This is a genomic window from Flaviflexus salsibiostraticola (assembly GCF_003952265.1).
GTDB lineage: Bacteria > Actinomycetota > Actinomycetes > Actinomycetales > Actinomycetaceae > Flaviflexus > Flaviflexus salsibiostraticola.
In genome coordinates this window covers 1,971,478-1,986,703 of record NZ_CP034438.1, presented here as the reverse complement: position 1 = coordinate 1,986,703, position 15,226 = coordinate 1,971,478, and the positions used below count along the sequence as shown (strand labels likewise).

The window sequence follows — 15,226 nt, the reverse complement described above, 5'->3', positions numbered from 1 at the left end:
GTAGCGGGGAATCGGGGTGGAGCCACCCAGGAGAATCGAGCTCCTGATCTACTCGTTACGAGTGGTCAATTCAGGTAGGACGGGAATCGAGGAAGCGGTGATATCTAGCGGATTCGAACTGATCAGCAGGGGCAAGCTAGGGCTGGCAATGGCCCACCTAATGGCCCACCAAGGAAGGGGCGGACGACCGTGGCGAGACCTAAAGGAACAGGATCCTTTTACGAGGAGAGAGGCCCGGCCGCTGGGTCGGCTCCCTCGAAGCCGGATGGACCTCGAAAGGCACCCGGCGCCGCATCCGCGTCATCGCCCCCACCAAACGCGAAGCCCTGAGCATGCTGCACGGCAAGGAGCGGGAGATCGCCCGCACCGGCATCCCCACCGAAGGCACCCAACGCACCATCACCGTTAAAGCATGGGCCGAGCAATAGCTCGACATCCGGGTCAGCCAAGTCCGCCAGGACGGCTACAGCGCGGACCGGTCAGCGATCACGACGTGGATCATCCCCACCATCGGACACGTCCGCCTCGAACGCCTCACCGCCGCCCACGTCCGCCAGGTCATTAATGCTGTCCTCGCGAAGCGCGCCGCCTCCACCGCGGTCCGCGCCCACTCCGTGCTCCGGCAGTGTTTGAAAGCGGCCCTCGCCGAAGGACATACAGTGCCGCCGTCGGTGTTCGCGGTGCCGCCGCCGAAGCTGGGCGAGAGAGGCGTATGTGGCTTCCGAACTCCAGCCTTGGGTCAAGACCTTCGACGTGAGCTTCTACAAGCAATTGTTCCGGCTCCGCGGCCTTCCATTTGATCCCGCTTCGATGAAGAAGCCCCGCTACTTTGGCAAATTAACCAACAACATCGTCTATGAGCGCCTAGCTGTACTGACCTCGACCGTTGTTGATTCGGTTGATTGGTGGGATTCCGGCGATGCCGAGGTGGGGTCTGTCTAGGTTGTAGTAATCGAGCCAGGACTGCAAGTGCGCGGTGCGTTGGGTGTTGGAGTCCCAGGGTCTGGCGTACGCCCATTCACCAGCCAGGGTTCGGTTGAACCGCTCGACTTTGCCGTTGGTCCATGGACAGTGGGGCTTGATGAACTTCTGTCTGATGCCATGAGCGTCGATCACGCCACGAAACGCCGCGGACTTGCGGTATGCGAACGCGTTGTCCGTGATCACCCGTTCAACACGCACTCCCAATCGGGCGTAGAACGCGATCGCACGCTGCAAGACTCCGGCAGCGGTGCAGCCTTTCTCATCGTCGTGGATCTCCGCATAGGCGACCCGGGAGTGATCATCGATCACGGCATGAATGTAGTCATATCCCAGGCCGCGCCTGCCACTCGGGCGCGCTCCGCGACCGTGGACTCGCCAGCCGCCACCGTCGGGGATCCGGCCAAGTTTCTTCACATCCATATGGATCAGTGATCCTGGGTAGTCGTGCTCGTAACGCTGAGCCGAGCGGCGCCGGGCCCGGATCACGGTCCCCGTCACCGGGTCCAGCTCGCGCAGCAGCGGGGCCTGATGACGACGCAACACCCGTCCCACGGTCGAGGCGTGCATGCCAAGCTGACCGGCGATGAACACCGGCCCGCGACGCGTGAAATGACGCAGGATCCGCACCCGAGTCTCCACGCACCCGCCCGTGCGTCGAGGGTGGGAACGGGCCACGCTGGAGCGGTCCTGCAGTCCCGCCAGGCCAGCCTCGCGGAAGCGGCGCCACCACCGCCATGCCGTCGTTCGAGAGACACCCATCTCGGCAGCGACGTGCGCAACAGCACGCCCCGATTGAATACGCCGAACCATAATCAGTCTTCCGGCCGGAGCCAGACGGGCATTAGCGTGGGACATAAGAGACCTCCGTGAGTACGAGTAGGGGAACTAGACAGCTCCAACTCGACTACGGAGGTCTCCCTCAAGTCAACAACGCTCCGGGTCAGTACACCTAGCGCCAGGCGTTCTCGATGAAATTAAGAAAAAACGCGAAAAGGATGAGAAAAGCGGAAAGTAAAGTTCCACCAGTTATTGACCAGCGAAGTCGGACACCCGAAGCTTCGCGAGCATATAGCGTCGGTCACGGCAATCATGATGCTAAGCAACACCGGGACGACTTCATTCCAAAGCTGGACACAGTTCACCCGATTGTTGGCCCGCAAGACCCATTGCGGGAGCACGGAACACTGTAAAGATGGACCTTTCACGCCACTTCGCGTAGCGTGCGCTGGCGGGCGCGGGGGATCCAGTCGGTCACGTCGAGCAGCGCTGCCACCGCGGGGACAGACGTGCGTCGATCTCGATCAACCGCTTAGCATGCCAGTAGACACCAGGCCTTGGGTACGGCAGAAAGACCACATGCACACCCGCCACTTCGAGGGCGGCGATGAGATCAGATTCAGTCACACGCGTATGTGCCGAAGCGGACCAAATAAAAAAGTTCTGCCCCTCCAGACGGAAGGGCAGAACGTATACGTGTGTAAGCGCAAAACCTATATGCGCGATCCTAGAAGCGAGTACCACTCGCGACTGGGTTAGATGGGTGCTGGCGGGTTAGGCCAAGGCCACTAACAGCTCAATTCTCGCCACGAGTCTACAAATTGTCAACTAATCCGGGGATCGGCTCGGCATCGACTAGGTCACCCATGGTCAAAATATTGACCTTTCCTGCCTTCACATCTTCAAACGAATCGAGCTCGAAAGCGCGCCGGAACCTCATTGCCACCTTCATCTTGGCGGAGTCGCGCTTCCCTTCTGGTGCCGGGTCTTTCGCTCTACCTAGCCGGATGGAGCCTGCGACAAGATCGGCGAGCTGCACAAGATCCATTGCCCGCGAGTCGACGTCATATGCTTCGACAATCGGGTTCCCCTTCAAACGTTGATTCACCTGCCTCTTCACGCGACCAGACACAGTCTCCCCTTGAGGCGTCTGCACCAGATCTAAGAAGACGATGATGTTCTCGTCTTTGTTGGTGTTCCCCTGAACAAGCCGGCGTGCCATGCGCGCCTGTTGCTCCCATGTCGGAAGGTCAGCTTCAAATCCTGCGGCGGCGTCGTAGACGGACCCTCCCACTCTAACGTCAGCGGCGGCGAGGCATTCCACGACGTCGAAATAGAAGAGCAAGGAGCCGTTCTGGATGGACGAGAACTTGATCTCGTCGTGATAATGATGCTTTTGCCGAATGTGCCTGATGGACCGCGCCAGCTGGTGCGAGTCTCGAGCTTTGACAAAGCCGACGACGAAGAATCCTCCGCGTGAATTCCTGCTTCCAGATTCGTCGATGTAGATAGTCGACAGCCGCCGCCGTGTCCGGGTCCTATTGGCCGAGACGCGAGCTCCTCCAGCCCTACTCATTGCCACCCTGACCATCTTCTTCCACACCGTTGTGGGGGTCCGGTTGTTCATGCGGTGACGCCGCCGGCATGTAGTCGGCTTGTTCGACCTCGGCGAGCTTGGCGCGGGCGATCTCGTAAGACGCGACCGCATCCGGGGTGGTGGGGAGAATGGTATCGCCGAGACGCATGGCGCCTGCGGTTTGGCGTGGCATGACGAGGAGGCGGATGAGTTCGTCGACTGCTGCGCGTTCGCGTTGAGTGAGCATGTCCGCCTCGGCCGGTGGCGTATAGGGCTGGATCGTCTGCTGGCCCATGCCGAGCTGTTCGGATACCCAGGACTCGTCCACACGCAGGGCACGTGCCAGGCCAGCGATAGTGTCGGGGTGAACAGAACGGCGATGCCCTGCGAAGATGCGGTACACCGTGGCAGGGGACAAGCCGGCGGCATCAGCGATCTTGCGGTAAGAGTTCAGTCCAACGTTGCTGGCTGCGCTACTCCACGGTTCTGGCATGTCGTTCATAGGCCGAGTTTCCCTCTTCCCTGTTGCGCGTGTATACGCCATTGTAAACGGGCCATTCACAAAATAAAGGGACACGACGGATGTAGCCGCATGGGACGCGATCGTCAATGACACCGGTCAGAGTGGGGCAAAGGCTGGAGGTCCCTCCCAACGAACCTGGCCTGGGCACCCGCCGACACGGCCGGGATCCTCGTCGCCCACGCGACCCTCACCAACCAGCAGGCCGAGCAGTCGGCGATCTGGCTCGCGGGCCATCTCACCGTCCGACTCCCCGCACGACTCTGACCTAGACTAGCCACGGCCACACCACTTAGCGCCCCACCTTCCTACGGGATGGTGGGGCGCTTTACGTGTATCAAGGGCTCAAAGCCAGAGATTCCCAGACCCTCAGAACTCCTCAAGAGTCATACCGACGCCATGAGTCAAGCGAATATGTAGCCACCGCTCAGCAGATGTTCGAACACCAAACCATGCCGGCCCGGCTTCACCGGACGTATCCGCATCTCGTAGTTCCTGTGCCGCTTCCTTGGTCACCCAGTATTCCTTGCCGTCATAAGTGAGTTTCCAGTTCTCCATGTCACCTCCTCTTCGCTTAAGAGCAGGCTATCGCGACGTCTGACAGCCGTGTAATCATGCCGGTTATACCCACTTGTCAACCGTCCCGGCCCGCGGCGACGATCGAGGGCACGGACAGACAGACGATGCTCGACTACTGGGCGCGCTGATGGGGACCCTTCGGCTTGACGAAGATCACACGATACTACAAGGGATGGAGCCGACGCCGGACGTGGCGCGGCTCTGTGACGTTGCGGTGGAGGCGAAGGCCCGCTTCCACGCCCGGCAGGACGAGTATGACCCGGAGGCGGTGGCTACGCGGAATGTGGCGCCGGAGCGCCATGGCTACCACAATGGCTACCAGGAGCCGATCTAGGCTTATAGGACAAAATGTGTTGGTTTTGTTCGATCGGAGGGGTGTCAGTCCCAGGTTGTGATGTAGCTGGTCGAGTGGTGCAGCTCGTTCCAGACGGCTGCGGTGCCGATGCCCGGCAGGCCGATGTCCCGGGCGTGTTCGCCGCGGCTGGCCGCAGCTCGGTAGTAGGCCTGGATCTGGGTGTCGGTGGGCATGGTCCTGAGGATGCGTGCGGGACTGGCAGGGTATTCAGTGTGCATGTAGCACCACCACATGATCGCTTTGATCCGCCTGTCCAGGCTCATCCCGCGGTGATCGCGTAGCAGGGCCCGCAGTTGAGTGTTGATCCCACCCTCGATCCGGTTATTCGTCGCTGGCAGTGGCATGTGCAGGTAGGCGCCGACCGGGAAGTTGGCGGGATCGACGTAGGTGAACAAGGTCTTGGTCCGGATCAGCGTATCGAGGGCTGAGCGGGCCGTGACCAGACGCTGGTGAGTGAGTACGACCTGCCCCGTGGCGAGTCGAGTGCGCTCAGCCAGGAAGGCCTCCCATGTGGCGCGCCATTGGGTGTAAGCGGCCAGCCATGCCGCGGCCCCGGTGTTATCGCGGACGTGGAGCAGCGCTCTAGCCAGGCCGTAGAGTTCCACTCCGGCCTGAGTGCGGGGCCGGGTCGTGGTCTGGCGACGCACCTGGCTGAAAGCATGGAACGTACAGCGCTGGACCTTCGTGGTGGGCCAGTGCGCCCGGCGGGCTTTGGCAAAGCCTGATCCACCATCGGTGACCACTACCTGTGGCGGTGCGATCCGGGCCAGCAGCGCACCCCAGGCCTGGCTGTGTTCGCTGCGTGCGAGGTACCAGCCCACGACATGGGTGTCGGTGGAGGCGATCAGGATCACGGCGCTGCGTCCGAGGTGGATCCCATCGACGTAGATCACCCGGTGGACCTCGTCGACCACCTCGGGGGTGGGCCACAGCTGCCAGAACCGTGCGGTGCGCCGACGGAAGGTCCGTCCCGCCCCGGGCAGGTCTCGCTGGCGCTGGCGGGAAAACAGAAAGGACAAGAACAGGGCGAAGTCTTTCGCGGAGGTGTCGATCGCCGCTACGCGACTCGTCCTGCACCCGGCACAGCGGTAGCGCTGACGTCCCGTACTGGTCTTTCCATAGCGTGTCATCGCCTGCTCGCACGGGCGGCAATAAGGAGTGTTCACCCTTCCTATCAGGCAACTTGGACCCGGCCTTTTCGGTGAGAACGCGCCGAAAAGTCGGGATCAAACCAACACGAAATGTCCTATAAGCCGGCCCCGTGAAACCAACTTCAACCCCCACTTTTCCGCGTCAAAGCAACCAAAGGTCGGGGTCAAGCCAACACGAAATGTCCACCCATCAAGTTCAGCCGCACGAACTTCAACACCGGCCTAATGGCGGCACAGCAACAAAAGATCAGGGTCAAACCAACACGAAATGTCCTATAAGCCCCGATCTAGTGCCGTGAAAGAGAAAACCCACTCACATCTTTTGTTGATGTGGTGGGGATTTCTTTCGGAGCCGCCTAAGAGAATCGAACTCTTGACCTATTCATTACGAGTGAATCGCTCTACCGACTGAGCTAAGGCGGCGCTGATATCAGCAGGACGAGCCTACCGAAGCCGGGCGCGCGTTTTCAAATAGGATCCTATGACGCTCACCACGGCACCGACTGAAGGCCCAGCTTCTGACCTATGCGGGGCACCTCAGGCCATCCTCGGGAAGCTCGCCGTCGATGAAGTAGCGGTCGACCGCGTCATCGATGCACTCCCCCGCCGTGCCGTAGGCGGTGTGGCCTTCGCCCTCCCATGTGACGAGGATGCCGTTCTCGAGCTGCTCGGCCAGGTTGACGGAGGCCTCGTACGGGGTGGCGGGGTCTCCTTCGGTGCCGATGACGACGATCGGGTTGGAGCCTTCGGCGACGAACGGTCCTGGCACCTCGTCGGCCGTGTACGGCCACCCGGCACAGAAGATGTCCCCGCCCTCGAAGAAGGGGGCGAAAGTCGGGGCGTCCTCGTTCAACCGGGCGTCATTCGCCTCGACTGCGGCCGCGTTCGTTTCCGCGGGGAAGTCCCGGCAGTTGATCGCCCACCGGGCCTCCAGCGAGTTATCCATGAACTCGCCGCTGAAGGTATCCCGGCCCAGCATGAGGTCGTTGAATGTCAGCAGCAGCGTCCCGTCGCCGTCCTCGATCGCCATCCGCAGCGCCTCCGTGAGGAAGGGCCACGTGTCCTCCGAGTAGAGGGTGGTAGCGATGCCCGTGTAGAAGATCGCCGGATTGACTGAGCGGTCGTCGATGCTCGTAGGGATCGGGCTCTCGAGGCTCGCCTCGATCTCGGACTGCAGGTGCGCCTTCGCCTCGTCGACCGTGCCCGCCTCGAGCGGGCAATCCTCGTCCTCGAGGCAGTACTCGAGGTAGGCCTCCAGCGCCTTCTCGAAGCCGACCGCCTGGAAGTACGACGAGTCGAGGGACGAGATCGCCGGGTCGATGGCCCCATCGAGGACCATGCGGCCGACGTTCTCCGGGAACAGGTCGGCGTACTGGCCGCCGAGGTGGGTGCCGTAGGAGAAGCCGAGGTAGTCGAGGTGCGGCTCGCCGAGGGCGGCTCGCATAATGTCCATGTCGCGCGCGGTGTTGATCGTACTCAGGTGCTCGAGCAGGTGGCCGCTGGCCTTCGTGCAGCTGCTGATGATCGTCTTCGTGTCCCTCAGGGCCTCCGCCTCGCCCTCGGGGGTGTCCGGGTAGGCCCTATCGAGGAGGTCGCCGAGCTCCTCGTCGGGCAGGCAGTCGACGGGGGCCGACTCACCGACGCCGCGGGGGTCGAAGCCGATGATGTCGTAAGACTCGACGAGGTCGCGGCTGAAGTAGGCGCCCGCGCTGTCGGCCATGTCCATCCCCGACGCACCCGGGCCGCCCGGGTTGACGACGAGCGAGCCCTGCGCCTCGCCGCCAGCCGGAATTCGGAGGACGGCAATGTCGATCGTCGCTTCGCTCGGATCCTCGTAATCGAGCGGAACCCTCACCTTCGCGCACTCGGCCTCGGCGGACGTCCCGTCCATGCACTCGCCCCACTCGAGACTCTGGTTGTAGAACTCCTCCAACCCTGCGGGGGCCGGCTGTGTCGGCACGGGTGAGTCCGCCGTGTCGGAGGCCGTCTCCTCGGCTGTCGACGAGCAGGCGCCGAGGAGGAGCGCGAGGGAGGCGAGGGCCGCGAGAGTTCGTTTCACGGCTTCAGGTTAGACCAGTCGGGCCGTGCGGCGCGAGCGGCTCAGCGGCGGAGGGAGACCATCATGGCCTCCACGGCAAGCAGTGGCGCGACGTTCGCGCTGATGCGCTCCCGGGCCAGCGAGATCTGGTCGAGGATCTCAATCGTTCTCGGGGCTGTCAGAGAGTCGGCGATCTCGCCGATCTCGCTGACGAAATCCATGTTGACCAAGTCGGTTCCGGCATTGAGCTGGACGATGAGGACGTCGCGGTAGAAGGACAGCAGGTCGATGAGCGCCCGGTCGAGTGCATCCCGCTTCTGCCGCGTCTCACGCTTCTTCGCCGCATCCGCGATCGCCTTGAACTGCCCCTGCATCTGCGGCGGCACCCGCTCGTCCGGCGTCAGGCCAAGCGTTCTGCGCAGCTCGGCCTCCTCCCGCTCACCGCGGTCGCTGCCGGTGCTCTTCGCCTGCGCCTCCGCGCGGTCGACGAGGGCCTTGGCAGCGATGACAGCGTCACCGGTTGTCCGCACACCGTACGCTCCCCGCAGGTTCTGCTCGCGGCGCTCGCGCGCCTCGGGGTCTGTTGCCAATGCCTTCGCGGCGCCCACATGGGACTGGGCAGCGCGGGCGGCGATGAGGGCGCGTTCGGGATCGATGCCGTCGCGGCGGACGAGCAGCTCGGCCACCTTCTCGGCCGTGGGAATGACAAGGTTGAGTCCGCGGCACCGGGACCGGATGGTCGTCAGCACGTCGCGCGGCGAGGGCGTGCACAGGATCCATACCGTTCGCGGCGGGGGCTCCTCAATTGCCTTGAGCAGGACGTTCGTCGTCCGCTCCAGCATCCTGTCGGCCTCCTTGACGATGAGGACGCGCCACGCCCCGAGCGTGGGCGTCGCCTGCGCTCGGGAGACAAGCTCGCGGACGGACGCCACCGAGATCGTCGTGACCTCCGAGGCGAGCGTCTCCACATCCGGGTGGGAGCCGGCCAGGACGAGGGTGCACCCCTCGCACTCCCCGCAGCCGACCTCATCACCTGTGCATTGGAGTGCCGCGGCGAAGGCGGTGGCCGCGGTGCTCCTGCCGGAGCCGGGCGGGCCGGTGAAGAGCCACGAGTGCGTCATCCCGGCCGTGCCGGTGCGGGACGCCTCGGCGGCCCGCGTGAGGACTGCTATCGCGGCGTCCTGTCCCGCAAGGTCATCGAAGACGCTCATAGCCTGCCCTGACATCCGCAGCGATCTCGTCGATCGATCGGCTCGCGTCGATGACGACGAAACGATCCGGCTCTGCCTCCGCCATCTCGAGGAACGTCTGGCGCACCTGTCTGTGGAAGTCGTCGCCGGCCGATTCGAGGCGGTCCTTCTCCCGATTGAGGCGGGCCGCCCCGACGGCGGGGTCGAGGTCGAGCAGGAAGGTCAGATCGGGCACGAGCCCACCGACCGCCCAGTCGTTGAGCGAACGGATCTCGTCGATGCCGAGTTCCCGAGCCGATCCCTGGTAGGCGACCGACGAGTCGACGAACCGATCGGTGATGACCGTGGCGCCGCGGTCGAGGGCGGGACGGATGACCGTCGCGACGTGGTGTGCCCGGTCGGCCGAATAGAGGAGCGCCTCCGTCCGGGGAGACAGGTCCTCGCCGTGGAGGAGAGCCTGCCGGATCTCCCGCCCGAGCTCGGTCCCGCCGGGCTCGCGAGTGGTGACCACCTCGGCGCCCTCGGCCCTGAGGTGCTCGGCCAGGCGGGCGATCTGGGTGGTCTTGCCTGTTCCGTCCCCTCCCTCGAAGGAGATGAAGAGTCCCGTCACGAACCCGCCTTCTTCGTCGTCGTCCTCTTGGCGGCGGGCTTCTTCACCGTCGAGGTCTTCGCGGTGGTCGTGCTCTTCTTGGTGGTCGTGCTCTTCTTGGCGGCTGCGGACTTCCTCGTCGTCGACTTCGTCGACTTCGCGGTGCTCTTCTTCGCCGGTGCCTTCCGCGACTTCTTCGGATTGTTCTTCAGGTATTCGCGCCGGAGCTCGAGCAGCTCGTAGGCGCGCTCGTTCGTGATCGTCTCGATGGAGTCGGCCACCCTGAGGGAGGCATTGAGCTCGCCGTCCGTCACGTAGGGCCCGAACCTGCCGTTCTTGAGGACGACCGGCTGCTTGGAGACCGGGTCCTCACCGAGCTCCTTGAGCGGGCCCGCGGCCGCGGCGCGGCCGCGGCTCTTCGGCTGGGCGAGTAGCTTCTCGGCCTCTTCGAGGGTGATGGTGAGGATCTGATCGTCATTCTCGAGGCTGCGCGATTCGGAGCCCTTCTTGATGTACGGGCCGTAGCGTCCGGTCGTCGCGAGGACCTCGATGCCCTCCGCGTCCTTGCCGACGACGCGGGGAAGCTCGATAAGCTGGACGGCCTGGTCGAGGGTGACGGTCGCAAGGTTCATCGACTTGAACAGGGATGCGGTGCGCGGCTTGGCGCCCTTCGGGGCATCGGCGGGCAACTCTTCGAGGATGTAGGGACCGAAGCGGCCATTCTTGGCGGTCAGCTCAAGTCCGGTCTCGGGGTGAACGCCGAGGACGCGGCCGTCCTCCCTGCCCTGCTCGAGAAGCTCCCGCGCCTTCTCGATCGTCAGCTCGTCCGGGGCGACATCCTCGGGGATGCTCGCACGGATCGGGTCACCCTCGCCCTCCTGCTTCTGCACGTAGGGACCGAACCGTCCGACGCGCAGCTCGATGCCGTCGCCGATCGGGACGGTGTTGAGCGCGCGGGCGTCGATCTCGCCGAGGTTCTCGACATCGTGGAGCAGCCCCCGACGGTCATCGTCCCCGAAGTAGAAGCTCTTGAGGTACGCGACCCGGTCGGCATCACCCCGGGCGATCGAGTCGAGCTCCCCCTCCATCTGCGCCGTGAAGTCGTAGTCGACGTAGCCGGGCAGGTTCTCCTCGAGGAGGCGGACGACGGAGAACGCGGTCCACGTCGGGATCATGGCCTGGCCGCGGCGCTCGACGTATCCGCGGTCGTTGATGACGGAGATGGTCGAGGCGTACGTCGAGGGTCGGCCGATGCCGAGCTCTTCGAGCTTCTGGACAAGCGACGCATCCGTGTACCGGGGCGGCGGGTTCGTCTCGTGGCCTTCGGCGATCGATTCGAGGACGTCGACGACATCCCCCTCGTGCAGGTCTGGGAGCCTCGACTCGCCGTCCTTCTCCTCGTGGCGCGACTTGTCGCGGCCCTCCTCGTAGACAGCGAGGAATCCGGGGAACGTGACGACGGTGCCCGAGGCAGTGAGACCTGCGCGGCTGAAACCGGCGGAGTCGATGGTCGACGCCATCTGCACGGAGACCGTCAGCAGGTTCGCATCCGCCATCTGGGACGCGAGCGTGCGCTTCCAGATCAGCTCGTACATCTTGAACTGTGCGGGGTTGAGCGAGGACCGCACCTGCTCCGGGGTCCGGAAGGTATCGCCGGCGGGACGGATGGCCTCGTGGGCCTCCTGCGCGCCCTTCGCCTTCTTCGAGTAGAAGCGGGGCTTATCGGGCACGTACTCCGCGCCGTAGCGCTCCTTGACCTGCGAGCGTGCGGCGGCGATGGCCTCCTTCGACAGGTCGACCGAGTCGGTACGCATGTAGGTGATGAAACCGTTCTCGTACAGCTGCTGGGCCGTGCTCATGGCCTCGCGGGAGTTCACGCCGAGCTTGCGGGACGCCTCCTGCTGGAGCGTCGAGGTCGTGAACGGCGGCGAGGGGCGGCGCTTCGACGGCTTCGACTCGACGCCGGTCACGCCGACCGGCGCTGCCTTCATCGCCTCCGCGACCGCGGTGGCGGCCTCTTCGTCGAGGACGACGACGTCCTTGCGGGCCGCCGAGGAGACCAGCCTGCCGTCGTCGCCGAAGTCCCGGCCCTGGGCGACAGGTCGGGAGTCGAGGCTGGACAGACGCGCCTTGAAGGTTTCGACAGCCCCCTCGTCGCCGCCGCTCAGTTTGACCCGCACACCCCAGTAGGAGGCTGTCACAAATGCCATACGCTCACGCTCACGCTGGACGACGAGCCGTGTCGCGACGGACTGAACGCGGCCGGCGGACAGACCCTGGTTGACCTTGCGCCAAAGCACTGGCGAGACCTCGTAGCCGTACAGACGGTCGAGGATGCGGCGGGATTCCTGGGCATCGACCAGCTGGGTGTCGATCTCACGGGTGTTCTCGAGGGCCCGGTCGATGGCCTCGCGGGTGATCTCGTGGAACACCATCCGCTTGACGGGGATCTTCGGCTTGAGGACCTGAAGGAGGTGCCAGGCAATCGCCTCACCCTCGCGGTCCTCATCCGTTGCGAGGTAGAGCTCGTCGGCATCCTTCATCGCCGCCTTGAGCTCGGACACCTTCTTCTTCTTGCCCGAATCGACGATGTAGTACGGGTCGAAGCCATCCTCGGTGTTGACGGCGAATTTCCCGTAGGGGCCCTTCTTCATGTCCGCAGGAAGGTCTCGGGGCTCCGCGAGGTCCCTGATGTGCCCGATTGACGCCTCCACGACGTACTCGGGGCCCAGGTAGGCTCCGATGGTCCTCGCCTTGGCGGGGGACTCGACGATGACAAGCTTGGTCAATGGACTTCCTTCGGTTGACGGGCCCTCGGGAGGGACTGACCACAATATATAAGGAGTGGAGGCCCCGCCAGCAACTCACGCCAGGTATCTCGGCTCACCCTAACCGCGGTGTTCCACCAGCATTCCCGCACCGATGAGCTCGCGAACCATGGGCAGAATTGCCGCCCTCATGTCCTCCACCGGAGTGTCGAGCAGGCCGGAGAGGGCACCGATGATCTGCCCTGCGCTCAGCTCCCCGTCGCATGCCCCGACGAAGCCCGCGACCTCTCCCGAGACGGGAATCTCCCTGCCGAGGCCGAGGAGGGCGATGTGCCACGGGTCGGCGACGCCGGGCGTGTGGAGCCTCTTCTCGACAAGACCGTTCCCGACCAGGTGGGTCTTGAGGAGCTCGTTCTCTGGGGCAGCTGCGAGCCGACGATTCTGCCACGCGTCCCCGAACGAGTCCCCGACCGGTCCTCGGTAGTCCTCGAAGCGCTGCGGGCCGTCAACGGCGCCGAGCGTGAGGCAGCCGAAACCGATCGAGCCTGCCTCAATGCTCTTGAGCCAGCGGCAGTATGCCATCGAGAAGGCCGAGCCCGTGATCCCGACGTCCTTCAGCCACATCTCCGCGTACTGGGCGGGATCGACCGCATCCCGCAGCACGACCCACGCCTCGCGGGCGCCGATGGCGTCAGCGACGGGCTTCGCCCACGCCTCGGCGAAGTCACCGGAGTCCACCTCGGCATCGATGAGCCAATTGCCGAGCAGCCAGGCGACGCCGTCCTGGGCCAGGTGGTCGCCGATGCTGACGAGGACGTCCTTAAGGATTTCGTCGTCGTCGGCGCCCGCGTCCCGGTACTCGTATGTGCCGATAACCTCCCGCACTGCAGGCGGGGTGATGACGAAGGGCAGGTTGGCGACGATCCGATCGAATCGCTCCGGTGACGAATCGAAGAGCGAGCCGAGACGCGTCTCCACCGTCAGCCCGGCCATCGCCGCGTTGAGTTCGGTGAAGTCGAGGGCCCTGCGCGAGATGTCGGCGGCGACGGCCCTAGCTGTACTGTCCGGGGAGGTTGGTTAAGCGGGTGATTGGGGCGAGCCTGTCGCAGGCTGTGTGGGGTCGGTGATGATTATAGTGATGCAGCCATCCTGGTAGGGCGTCTCGTCGCTCGGTTTCTGAGGTGTAGCAGCGGGCGTAGCCCCACCCGTCTGCCAGGGTGCGGTGGAAGCGCTCGATCTTCCCGTTGGTCTGGGGTCGGTACGGGCGGGTCCGTTTTGCTGTGATCTTCAGCCTGGCGCAGGTTTCGCGCCATAATATCGAGCGGTAGGCCGGACCGTTGTCGGAGAGCACTCTTTCGACGGTGACGCCTCGGGTGTTGAACCAGGCTGTGGCCCGCTCCAACACCCCGACGGCAGTGAGAGCGGTTTCATCATTGTGGACTTCGGCGTAGGCGACGCGAGAGTAGTCATCGATGACGGTGTGGACGAAGGCGTGGCCCATCTTCGGGTTGTGGTGGTGGTTGCGGGCCTTGTCCGGCGTTGCTATGCGGTTGCGGCCTCCCTGTTGGCGACCGACGAAGCGCCAGCCGCCGCCATCGGGGATGTTGCCGAGCTTCTTCACATCGACGTGAATCATCGAGCCGGGGTGGGGGTGTTCATAGCGGCGCACCGGCTCCCCGGTGGCGCGATCCATATGGGCGAGTCGGTTCAGCCGGCAGTGGCGCAGGATCTGATGAACGGTCGAGGGTGCCAGCCCGACCCGGACGGCCAGCTGGACCGGCCCTTCCCGCAGCCGCAGCCGCAGGCTCACGATTCGTCTTCTGATCTTCAGCGGGGTCTGGTAGGGAGAGGTCTTCGGGCGAGAGGAACGGTCCTGCATGGACTCACCAGCCCGGTAGCGGTCGGCCCAGCGTTTGACCGTCGGCCAGGAGCATTGGAACCGAGCCGCGACCTCGGCAATCGGCACCTGCTGGTCGACGACGAGCCGGGCGACGGTCAAACGGGCGCGAGGGGTCAGGGCTGCATTAGCGTGGGACATACGGAGGGCCTTCCTCGGAGTGCTGGTTTCGCAACTCCCACTCAACCGCGGAAGGCCCTCCCTTCACGTCACAAGTCAGCGCGTGTCATCGCACTGCCTCAACCAACCTGTCCGGTCAGTACACCTAGCACCCGACCGTGCCGCGACGAGGGCGTGGTACCCACATCCCGCACCCAGGTCGAGCACACTCTGTCCCGGCTCGAAGGCCGTCATCGCCGCCAGGGTCTTCGTTGCCCCGCCGACGGGCATGACATGGTCGTGGGCCGGGAGGCAGTCCTGGAGCGGGCCGAGGTCGGATGCGATGAGAAGTTCCCCGCCGCCGTGCCGGTCCGGGATGGCGACGGGGCGGATGGCGATGGTCGCCTTGACGTCCCTCGTCATGAGACCGGACTCGATCGCCTCCTCGAGGGGCACCGTCGGCATCGCCTCCGCGTATTCCTCTTCCGAGAGCTGGTGCCCGAGCAGGAAGAGCCGCGTGAGGAGTGGAATACGCCCGGGCTGGGTGCATGCGTGCCGGACTGCGGGTGCTCGCTGCTCGCGGTCAATGGCCGACAGCCCGACCCTGCCCACGGCCTCTGCCACGGAGGCGGCCGTATACCCGTCGAGCTCGCGCCTCAGTCGGTCCGCCAGACCCAAGAGTTCCATTGCCACTCCTAACCGC

Annotated in this window: 15 protein-coding genes and 1 tRNA gene; 3 read left to right on the top strand and 13 right to left on the bottom strand. The window is 64.5% G+C overall.

The window, feature by feature from the left end; translation table 11 throughout:
- The first annotated feature begins 434 nt into the window (after positions 1-434).
- Complete coding sequence (locus tag EJO69_RS12785; protein WP_425454746.1) at positions 435-800, top strand: phage integrase central domain-containing protein; 366 nt, start codon at positions 435-437, stop codon at positions 798-800.
- A complete protein-coding gene (locus EJO69_RS12780; RefSeq protein ID WP_211331407.1) occupies positions 715-942 on the top strand; it encodes a P63C domain-containing protein in 228 nt (75 codons plus the stop codon). The genes EJO69_RS12785 and EJO69_RS12780 overlap by 86 nt, the downstream gene beginning before the upstream one ends.
- Here the strand turns inward: EJO69_RS12780 and EJO69_RS09215 are convergent.
- From EJO69_RS09215 to EJO69_RS09200, 4 genes are all read right to left on the bottom strand, one after another.
- Positions 865-1,839 (bottom strand): IS481 family transposase, encoded by a 975-nt coding sequence (locus EJO69_RS09215; protein ID WP_126041222.1) that lies wholly within the window; start codon positions 1,837-1,839, stop codon positions 865-867. The genes EJO69_RS12780 and EJO69_RS09215 overlap by 78 nt on opposite strands.
- A 736-nt stretch (positions 1,840-2,575) precedes the next feature.
- On the bottom strand, positions 2,576-3,388 hold the full coding sequence (locus EJO69_RS09210; protein ID WP_245993612.1) for a DUF3800 domain-containing protein: 813 nt from the start codon (positions 3,386-3,388) through the stop codon (positions 2,576-2,578).
- Positions 3,330-3,839: a helix-turn-helix domain-containing protein gene (locus EJO69_RS09205; RefSeq protein ID WP_164519927.1), complete on the bottom strand. Its 510-nt coding sequence runs from the start codon at positions 3,837-3,839 to the stop codon at positions 3,330-3,332. Before EJO69_RS09205 ends, EJO69_RS09210 begins: the two co-directional genes overlap by 59 nt.
- A 387-nt stretch (positions 3,840-4,226) precedes the next feature.
- The gene (locus EJO69_RS09200) at positions 4,227-4,415 is read right to left on the bottom strand and encodes a hypothetical protein (RefSeq protein WP_126041218.1); all 189 of its coding nucleotides are present in this window, start codon (positions 4,413-4,415) and stop codon (positions 4,227-4,229) included.
- A 211-nt stretch (positions 4,416-4,626) separates the two neighbouring features.
- Here EJO69_RS09200 and EJO69_RS12350 point away from each other — a divergent pair, with 211 nt between their 5' ends.
- Positions 4,627-4,770: a hypothetical protein gene (locus tag EJO69_RS12350; RefSeq protein WP_164519926.1), complete on the top strand. Its 144-nt coding sequence runs from the start codon at positions 4,627-4,629 to the stop codon at positions 4,768-4,770.
- A gap of 44 nt (positions 4,771-4,814) precedes the next feature.
- On the opposite strand, the gene EJO69_RS09195 is transcribed toward EJO69_RS12350, so the two are convergent.
- The 9 genes from EJO69_RS09195 to EJO69_RS09155 all read right to left on the bottom strand — a co-directional run bounded on the left by EJO69_RS09195 (position 4,815) and on the right by EJO69_RS09155 (position 15,210).
- Positions 4,815-5,957 (bottom strand): IS1249 family transposase, encoded by a 1,143-nt coding sequence (locus EJO69_RS09195; RefSeq protein WP_281272837.1) that lies wholly within the window; start codon positions 5,955-5,957, stop codon positions 4,815-4,817.
- A 335-nt stretch (positions 5,958-6,292) separates the two neighbouring features.
- Positions 6,293-6,365: transfer RNA gene (locus tag EJO69_RS09190), tRNA-Thr, on the bottom strand.
- Between the two features lie 100 nt (positions 6,366-6,465).
- A complete protein-coding gene (locus EJO69_RS09185; protein WP_126041214.1) occupies positions 6,466-8,001 on the bottom strand; it encodes an alpha/beta hydrolase in 1,536 nt (511 codons plus the stop codon).
- Positions 8,002-8,042: 41 nt separating this feature from the next.
- Positions 8,043-9,191 carry a DNA polymerase III subunit delta' gene (locus EJO69_RS09180; protein ID WP_126041212.1) on the bottom strand — a complete coding sequence of 383 codons (1,149 nt, stop codon included), beginning with the start codon at positions 9,189-9,191 and terminating at the stop codon, positions 8,043-8,045.
- A complete protein-coding gene (gene tmk / locus EJO69_RS09175) occupies positions 9,175-9,780 on the bottom strand; it encodes a dTMP kinase (protein ID WP_126041210.1) in 606 nt (201 codons plus the stop codon). Before tmk ends, EJO69_RS09180 begins: the two co-directional genes overlap by 17 nt.
- On the bottom strand, positions 9,777-12,548 hold the full coding sequence (gene topA, locus EJO69_RS09170; protein ID WP_126041208.1) for a type I DNA topoisomerase: 2,772 nt from the start codon (positions 12,546-12,548) through the stop codon (positions 9,777-9,779). The genes tmk and topA overlap by 4 nt, the downstream gene beginning before the upstream one ends.
- A gap of 99 nt (positions 12,549-12,647) precedes the next feature.
- Positions 12,648-13,520: a class I SAM-dependent methyltransferase gene (locus tag EJO69_RS09165; protein WP_126041206.1), complete on the bottom strand. Its 873-nt coding sequence runs from the start codon at positions 13,518-13,520 to the stop codon at positions 12,648-12,650.
- A gap of 58 nt (positions 13,521-13,578) precedes the next feature.
- Positions 13,579-14,565: an IS481 family transposase gene (locus tag EJO69_RS09160; protein ID WP_126038221.1), complete on the bottom strand. Its 987-nt coding sequence runs from the start codon at positions 14,563-14,565 to the stop codon at positions 13,579-13,581.
- Positions 14,566-14,640: 75 nt separating this feature from the next.
- Complete coding sequence (locus EJO69_RS09155) at positions 14,641-15,210, bottom strand: DUF7059 domain-containing protein (RefSeq protein ID WP_126041204.1); 570 nt, start codon at positions 15,208-15,210, stop codon at positions 14,641-14,643.
- Between the last annotated feature and the right edge of the window lie 16 nt (positions 15,211-15,226).